This window comes from Microcystis sp. CS-574, from assembly GCF_028329095.1.
Taxonomy (GTDB): Bacteria; Cyanobacteriota; Cyanobacteriia; order Cyanobacteriales; family Microcystaceae; genus Microcystis; species Microcystis ichthyoblabe_A.
Genome location: NZ_JAQMSY010000082.1, coordinates 19,358 through 27,256, shown reverse-complemented (window position 1 = coordinate 27,256; position 7,899 = coordinate 19,358). Strand labels below are relative to the sequence as shown.

Sequence of the window (7,899 nt, the reverse complement as noted above, 5' to 3'; positions counted from 1 at the left end):
CTCCTATCTCCTGACTCCCGACTCCTGACTCCTATCTCCTGACTTCTAACCCAATTTTGGATAAAGATAAGTAAAAATTATTTATTGACCGTAAAAACTTGAGAATATTTAAATTAACATTCCGCAATATTTATAAATTCTTAAGAATTAATTGAGAAAGATTTTTATTTAACAACGATGTTATCATGGTTACAGCGATTTTACTGAATTTCATAATGGCCTGTTTTGTGCTTTTTTGGGCAGCAATGGCTGAAACCCTTGCCACACCTAGAAGGTGATCCTAATTAAGACGGGTAAATCAGTCAATTTCACCCACAACGATGATCTTTTTTTTGTGTAGTTTTATTGCAAAAAAAAAGTTCTTTTGACAAAAAGCACAAAGTATGATAGAGACTAACGTATTTCTGGCTGCGAGTAATTATCATTGTCCCAGTATTCTCAAAATCGAATAGTATAGATTGAAATAACTCAATGTACGCAAACCTATGGATGGCAGCTTAATCCTGTTCAATATTCTCAATCCGCCGGTTTTGTTCTTTTTCTTAGGAATGCTGGCAGTATTTTTTAAATCCGACCTAGAGATTCCCCAACCACTGCCTAAACTCTTTTCTCTCTATCTGTTGATGGCGATTGGTTTCAAGGGGGGTTATGAACTAGCGAAAAGTGGCATCAATAACCAAATCGCTTTAACTTTGATTGCCTCTGTGGTTATGGCTTGCATCGTTCCCATTTACACTTTCTTTATCCTGAAAATTAAACTCGATAGTGCCAATGCAGCGGCCATCGCAGCCGCCTATGGTTCCATTAGTGCCGTTACTTTCATCACCGCCAGTTCTTTTTTAGAAAAACTGCATATTTCCTATGGCGGTCACATGGTAGCGGCCTTAGCTTTAATGGAATCGCCGGCGATTGTAGTGGGTTTAATCCTGGTGCGAGTCTTTAAAGAGAAAAATGGCGAAGAAGAAGCGTTTTCTTGGTCAAAGGTTCTACATGAAGCCTTTTTAAATGGTTCGGTATTTCTCTTAGTCGGTAGTGTTGTGGTTGGTATGCTCACCGGGGAAAAAGGCTGGGAAAAACTACAACCTTTCACTCAAGGGATTTTTTATGGTGCGTTAACTTTCTTTCTCCTTGATATGGGATTAGTGGCGGCGAAAAGAATCCGGGAATTAGGCAAAACTGGTTCTTTTCTCATCGGTTTTGCGGTATTCATTCCCGTCATCAATGCTATGGTTGGCATTCTCATTGCTAAGGTTCTCGGATTTGAAGAGGGCAATGCTTTATTATTCGCTGTTTTGTGTGCCAGTGCCTCTTATATTGCTGTTCCTGCGGCCATGAGAATGACTGTTCCTGAAGCTAATCCTAGTGTATACGTTTCTATGGCCTTGGCTTTAACTTTTCCCTTCAATATCGTCATCGGTATTCCTCTGTACCTAGAGATGATCAAAATCATTGGCCGTGGAGTCTAAAAAGCCAGGCGGTTTTTAAATAATTCCTGTCAAAATTTTTCTCTTGCACTTATACCTTTTTTACTTAACTACCATGCTTGAATCCCCTCATCCTTCCCTACAAACTGTCAAAAAAGTGGACATAATTGTTAGTCATGCTCTTCTGGAAGAAACCTTAAGCATTCTTGATCTTGTCGGAGTTTCCGGTTATACCGTCCTTGGCAATGCTTCGGGAAAAGGCGATCGAGGTTTATCCCGTGATGACTTGGATTGTGATTACAGTGGTAACTACATTATGACGGTTTGTAATAGTGACGAACAACTTAATCGTCTGATCGATAAAATTCAGCCTTTTTTAAAAAAAGCTGGCGGAATTTTTGTAGTGACTACGGCCCAATGGCTAACTCATTAGACCTCTTGTAAAAATCAAAAATTGTCTTAGTTAATTAGGAGTCAGTCCCGATGAAAAAATTTTCACCCCCACAGATGAAAGAGGTTTCCTTCCCTACACCCCACACCCCACACCCTCTTTCAAGTCATCAGTCAGGAGAACGATCTTTTCCAGTTTAGAATTTATCTGTATCTGGTCTGGGACCAACAGCGCCAGCAGGATTAACAAAAAGATTCCCACCGGCTTCATTTTGGAAGATACAATCGATTTTCGGTTTGCCTTCCAAGGGACCGGTATAACCAAAGGTATTCATCCGGTTTTTACAACTTTGTACCTGCTGTCCATCGACTAATTTTTGTTGTTCTAAAATTGACCAGTTATTGCGTCGCAAAACGCAACCGGGTTGCATGACTGGTTGGGTAACAAAAACATTAAAGGGGTTAAGGGTGACATAAACCCGCAAATCGGTGACAATGGCGCTGGCCCCAAATTGCACGCATAATTCCGCATTGGGGGCGCTGCGATCGATTACTTCTCGGGAAGCGACGTTTTCGGGGCTAAAATTAGCGGTAGAACTGAATACCAGACCGAGACCCACTCCTAGTACAAAAATACCACCAATCAGAGCGATCATGGCATAGTTCAATTTTGCCAATAGGCCTCCGGGGGACGAAGCGCGGGAGTCATCGCCATAGGAGCGGTCATAATCACGATCACGCGATCGAGGAGGAGTATAACGAGGTCTTCTATTCATAGAAATTTCTGATGTGGCTGCTATGGCGGTCAGTCGTTAGCTATTAGCTTATCATTGTTCTATCCTAGCAACCCGGGGGATAACCGACAGGATAGGTCTGGTATAGGGCTATATCGTTTTTTTTGGGTTAGTATGCTATGGTGGATCACTAAACAGAGTAAGTCAGCCTAATCCAAGTTTCTATGCTAGATATTAGCTAGACAAATTCGGAGCGGAGGAACCACATTTGGGGGCGTATTTCTAGATTTTTTAGCCTAGAAAAGGATATCTCTCTATCCTAGCCCGTCAGCTAACTTCGTCGGCGTGGGGGGGAAGACTGAAGCATCACTACATTCCTAGTAATGTCTTGATCGGTTCAGTTATGTCGCTGGTACTACTTGATAGTCATAACTCAAAGGAGACATTGTTTATGGGGATTCTCATGTCAGCTTACCGATCACAACAATTTTAAGATTTTCCGTAGATAACCATATTTTCTATGAGTTTGCTGTACATTTTTCGAGCAAACTTTTAGTTGTATCGAGAAACCAAGAGTAAAAACAGGATCAAAAATGCTGGAATCTTTACCAATGTGGATTGCTGCGATGACTTTTATTGCAGTCATTGTGGTTATTATGTTCGAGTGGCTTCATATTACCGTAGCGGCTTTATTAGGAGCTTTAATTTTAGTTTTTACCCATATCATGACTCTCCAGGAAGCGGTGGGTTATATCAGTCGTAGTTATGCCACTCTTGCCCTATTTTTTGGGGTGATGGTGTTAGTAAGAGCCTTTGAACCAACGAAAATTTTTGATTATTTAGCAGCACAAATGGTGCTTTTAGCCAAGGGACAGGGCAAATTATTACTAATAGGAATTGTTGCCATTACTACCCCGATCTGTGCGGTATTACCCAACGCCACCACGGTGATGTTATTAGCACCTTTAATTCCGCCCTTAGCTCAAGATATAGGGGTAGATTTTGTGCCTCTCTTAATCCTGATGGTTTTCGTAGCCAACAGTTCTGGATTATTAACTATTGTTGGTGATCCCGCTACTTATATTGTTGGTGATTCTATTAATATCACCTTCATGGAATACCTACAGCGTTTAAGTTTAGGTGGTGCCTTGGCAGTGATTACCATTCTGGTTATGTTACCTTGGTTATTCCCCAAAATCTGGCGGACAAAATTCGAGCATTTAGAAGACTTACCCCATCCGAAAATTAATCATCCTCGCGTCTTAGCTCTGGGGGGGATTATCGTCTTTTTGGTCTTATTTTTGTTCGTCGTCGGCGAATCTTTTCCTGTACCCCTTGCTCCTGCTGCCGTTGCTCTGATGGGGGCAGCTTTAGCCCTACTTTTAGCCCAGCAATCGAAGATAGATACGGTGCATAATATTCTCCGGGATGTGGACTGGAGTACCCTATTATTTTTTATGTCGATTTTTGTGCTAATTGGCGGTTTAGAAAAAACTGGCGTAGTTAATAGTGTATCGGGACTTCTGGCGATAATTTTAGGCAAAAATATCTTTTTAGGTTCTCTAGTCTTGCTGTTTTTTGTCGGACTTGTTTCCAGTGTCGTTCCCAATATTCCCCTAGTGGTGGCCATGGTTCCACTACTGAAACAGTACCTTGTTAATGTTAATTTAGTCGGGACGGAGGTTCTTTCCCCCGATTATGCCGGTTCTTTTCCCCCAGAAGTTTTACCGCTTTTCTATGCGATGATGTATGGAGCCACCCTAGGGGGTAATGGTACTTTAGTGGGAGCTTCTTCTAATATTGTCGCCGCCGGCATCGCCGAACAACACGGGGGCAAAATTACTTTTCATACCTTCCTGCGCTACGGTTTACCGGTGATGTTTACTCAGTTAGTCGTCTCGGCTATGTATATGTTAGTTTTCTTTGTCTAGTCTATCTCTGGGGATATTAATGTTAAGTCCGTTTAAGATTGACAAAATCGTTAACATTGATTAACATTCTTCTATCGTGCTAGATAATCTGGATTGAGCGGCGACCGTGAACAAAAAAATCTCTGTTTTAGCACCAGATTTATCCGGTGGTGGTGGCACAAGAGTCTATTTGATTGCTCAAGTCTTGCAACAGCTAAACTGTCAGGTGACGGTTTATGGTCCGATTTTTGGCTGGGAAATCTATCCAACCCCACCGGGGAATATAGCGGTGGTATCGGTCAAAGGCAATAATTATCCCCAGTTTTTTGGCCAGATCAAAACTTTACTTGATCGCCTCTCCGGAGAGATTATCTATGGGGTTAAACCCCGTCCCACCAGTTTCGGCATCGGTTTACTGAAACGTTTTTTTTCCCCACGTCCCCTAATTCTCGATATTGACGATTGGGAAATGAGTTGGTTTGATGGCGATCGATGGTCCTATCGTCCTTATCCCCGACAATTAGCTAGGGATATACTCAAAAAAATGCTGCGCTTAGGGATCCGAATCACCCTCTTTATCTGTGCTGGTTGGAAAATTTAATTAACCGTGCCGATGCGGTGACGGTTAATAATCAATTTTTGCAAAAGCGTTATGGGGGGATTTATTTACCGAATGGCAAGGATACGTAACTTTTCGATCCCAATCTTTACGATCCCGTCGCTTGTCGTCAAAAATACGGTTTATCTGCCTATAAAGTCTTAATGTTCCAGGGTACAGCTAGACCCCACAAAGGTTTAGAAGATGTCTTAATCGCTTTAGATCAAATTGGTGATCCTGATTTTAAATTGGTGGTGGTGGAAGGTCGCCAAATCGGGGATGGTTATCTGGATAGTTTGCTAGAAAAAGGTCAACCTTGGTTAATTCATTTACCTGCTCAACCGATCGATCAAATGCCGGAAGTTATTGCCGCTGCCCATGCTATTATCGTTCCCCAGAGGGATGAAGCTACGGCTAACGCCCAATTTCCGATTAAACTTACCGATGGTATGGCGATGGCTAAACAGATTATTTCCACTAAAGTGGCAGATATTCCCGAAATTTTAGCTTATATTGGCTATTTAGTCGAACCTCGATCGCCAGAACAACTAGCTGCTATGATTAGCGAAGTTTTTAATCATCTCGACTCGGCTAATGCACGAGGAATAAAAGCGAGAGAGCACTGTATCGCCTCCTATAGTACCACCGCCATGGCGACAACTCTCTCTCGCCTAATTACTTCTCTGGAAGCAAAATATTAGAGTCTAGCGAGTAGGATAATTGACCGTTCACTGTTTACTTTATTACTTGCGATGAATCCTAATCAAATTCTGCTTAAATATACGCTGAAACACTGGATATTAGTGGTTTCCAGCATTATTATCGGGTTTGTCAGTACCATATTTAATGGGGTAGGAGCTATTTTAGTTATCCCCTTACTAATTTATTTTATTAATCCCGAAAATGATATCTTAAAAAATGCCCCCCACATTATCAAAAAGCTGCTCTCCGTTTTCGAGGTTTTCTCGGTCGATACTCGTTTTTTCTGGATGTTTGCGGCGATATTATTGATTTTAATTCTCAAGCACATTACCAATTTTGTCAGTAATTTGCTAGGTACTTACTTGTCTTTGATTATGGCAAGAGATATGCGAATTGATTCAGTTATTCTGCTGCTAGAAGTGGATATAGATTATTATGTAAAAAGTAAAATAGGAGATATTTTTAATCGTTTCATGTCGGAGATTAATCGAGCCGTGGGATCAATTAGAAATTACATTGGCTTGGTTAAGATTGTCGCCACAGCTTTCATGTACTTGGCTATTTTATTATCAATTTCTTGGCAATTAACTATTATTTCTAGTGTTTTGGGTGGCTTTTTAGCTCTGCTTAATCAATACTTTGTCAAGAGATCAAAAAAGTTTGGAGAGATTATCACCGTAACGGCTAAACAGCAAAGTAATAAACTGTTGGAACTGTTAACGGGAATTCGCCTAATTAAAGCAGTAGGAAATGAAAGATACGAATTAAAATCTATTGTGGAAGATATCGAAGCTAGGGAGAAAGCCGGTTTAGATGCCCAGACTAATAATGCTGTAATCGGACCGCTCAATGAGATCGGTGGGGTAATTATTATTGCTTTAATTATCATTGCTGGTCGTTATCTTTTTAATGAACAACTGCAAGCTTTAGCGACAATTTTATTGACCTATCTCTATGTGCTTTTCCGGGCCTTGCCGATAGTTAGTCAAATTAACGGTGTTAGGAGTAGTCTATTGGTTGATGTTTCCGCAGTAGAGGTGGTAGCGGATTTTCTCATTCGAGAGAATAAACCGTTTATGACTAATGGCTCTATTCCCTATCAAAGATTAGAGACAGGTATTCATTTTGATAACGTCCAATTTTCCTATCCCAGTCATCAAGAATTAGTTCTCAAGGGCATCGATCTGTGGATTCCAAAAGGAAAAATGATCGCTCTTGTTGGTGCTTCGGGGGCGGGAAAATCGACAATTGCTGATTTATTACCACGCTTTTATGATCCTACAGCCGGGAGAATTCTTTTTGACGGTCACGATTTACGCCATTATGATCTCAAATCCTTGAGAAAAGCGATGGGAATAGTCAGTCAAGACACTTTTCTCTTTAATAATTCTCTCCGTTTTAATATTGCCTACGGATTAAGCGATGTTAGTGATGCAGAAATTTTAGAGGCGACAAAAAGGGCGAATGCCTACGAGTTTATCTCCAAACTGCCGGAAGGACTGGATACGGAAATTGGCGATCGGGGAGTGAGACTTTCGGGAGGACAAAAACAAAGATTAGCGATCGCTCGTGCCTTACTGCGAGAGCCAGATATTCTCATTCTCGATGAAGCCACCAGTGCTTTGGATACAATTTCTGAGCGTTTAGTACAGGAAGCGATCGATGAACTCTGTCGCGAGCGGACTACTCTTGTGATCGCTCACCGTCTTTCCACTGTTCAAAAAGCCTATCAAATTGTGGTGCTGGACAAGGGAAAAGTGGCAGAAATCGGCAATCACGAGGAATTATTAGCTCAAGGTGGTCATTATGCCCGTTTACACGCTCTGCAATTTAGTGATAGCAAAGGGGCTGACTCTAAGAATAGGGAAAATGAGCAAAAAAGAAAAGCTTATTTATCCTACGAAGCGAGAAGCAGTCTTAATAGTCTTTTAGGTTCTTTGCGTCTGGTATCTGAGGATTTAATCGATGATTCTCAGGAGAAACAGGAAATTTTAGAAGAATCCTGTAGTTCAGCTATGCGACTTCTCCGCATTATCGAAGACTACGAGTATTCCTCGACTCGATAGATCTCCTGCAAAAATCAAAAATTGTCGTAGTTAGTGAGGAGTCAGTCTCGATGAAAAAATTTTCACCACCAGAGA

5 protein-coding genes, 1 pseudogene and 1 riboswitch are annotated in these 7,899 nt (G+C 41.3%); of the genes and pseudogenes, 5 read left to right on the top strand and 1 reads right to left on the bottom strand.

The window, feature by feature from the left end:
* The first annotated feature begins 485 nt into the window (after positions 1–485).
* Both PN470_RS05890 and PN470_RS05885 read left to right on the top strand, forming a co-directional pair.
* On the top strand, positions 486–1,466 hold the full coding sequence (locus tag PN470_RS05890; RefSeq protein WP_272104013.1) for a sodium-dependent bicarbonate transport family permease: 981 nt from the start codon (positions 486–488) through the stop codon (positions 1,464–1,466).
* Positions 1,467–1,539: 73 nt separating this feature from the next.
* A complete protein-coding gene (locus PN470_RS05885; RefSeq protein ID WP_002734429.1) occupies positions 1,540–1,857 on the top strand; it encodes a P-II family nitrogen regulator in 318 nt (105 codons plus the stop codon).
* Positions 1,858–2,011: 154 nt separating this feature from the next.
* Here PN470_RS05885 and PN470_RS05880 read toward each other — a convergent pair whose 3' ends face one another.
* Positions 2,012–2,590: a DUF3172 domain-containing protein gene (locus PN470_RS05880; protein ID WP_002733879.1), complete on the bottom strand. Its 579-nt coding sequence runs from the start codon at positions 2,588–2,590 to the stop codon at positions 2,012–2,014.
* Positions 2,591–2,778: 188 nt separating this feature from the next.
* A riboswitch (cyclic di-AMP (ydaO/yuaA leader) is annotated at positions 2,779–2,909 on the top strand.
* Positions 2,910–3,141: 232 nt separating this feature from the next.
* On the opposite strand from PN470_RS05880, the gene PN470_RS05875 reads away from it, so the two are divergent.
* From PN470_RS05875 to PN470_RS05860, 3 genes and pseudogenes are all read left to right on the top strand, one after another.
* Positions 3,142–4,479: an ArsB/NhaD family transporter gene (locus PN470_RS05875; protein ID WP_002733585.1), complete on the top strand. Its 1,338-nt coding sequence runs from the start codon at positions 3,142–3,144 to the stop codon at positions 4,477–4,479.
* Between the two features lie 106 nt (positions 4,480–4,585).
* A pseudogene (locus PN470_RS22100) lies at positions 4,586–5,757 on the top strand (glycosyltransferase family 4 protein).
* A 51-nt stretch (positions 5,758–5,808) separates the two neighbouring features.
* Complete coding sequence (locus tag PN470_RS05860; protein WP_272104010.1) at positions 5,809–7,824, top strand: ABC transporter ATP-binding protein; 2,016 nt, start codon at positions 5,809–5,811, stop codon at positions 7,822–7,824.
* The last annotated feature ends 75 nt before the right edge of the window (positions 7,825–7,899 follow it).

What these genes read in the sequence shown, in the direction of transcription:
- PN470_RS05890 (WP_272104013.1), top strand. Translation starts at nt 486, where the DNA reads ATGGATGGCAGCTTAATCCTGTTCAATATTCTCAATCCGCCGGTTTTG.
- PN470_RS05885 (WP_002734429.1), top strand. Translation starts at nt 1,540, where the DNA reads ATGCTTGAATCCCCTCATCCTTCCCTACAAACTGTCAAAAAAGTGGAC.
- PN470_RS05880 (WP_002733879.1), bottom strand. Translation starts at nt 2,590, where the DNA reads ATGAATAGAAGACCTCGTTATACTCCTCCTCGATCGCGTGATCGTGAT.
- PN470_RS05875 (WP_002733585.1), top strand. Translation starts at nt 3,142, where the DNA reads ATGCTGGAATCTTTACCAATGTGGATTGCTGCGATGACTTTTATTGCA.
- PN470_RS05860 (WP_272104010.1), top strand. Translation starts at nt 5,809, where the DNA reads ATGAATCCTAATCAAATTCTGCTTAAATATACGCTGAAACACTGGATA.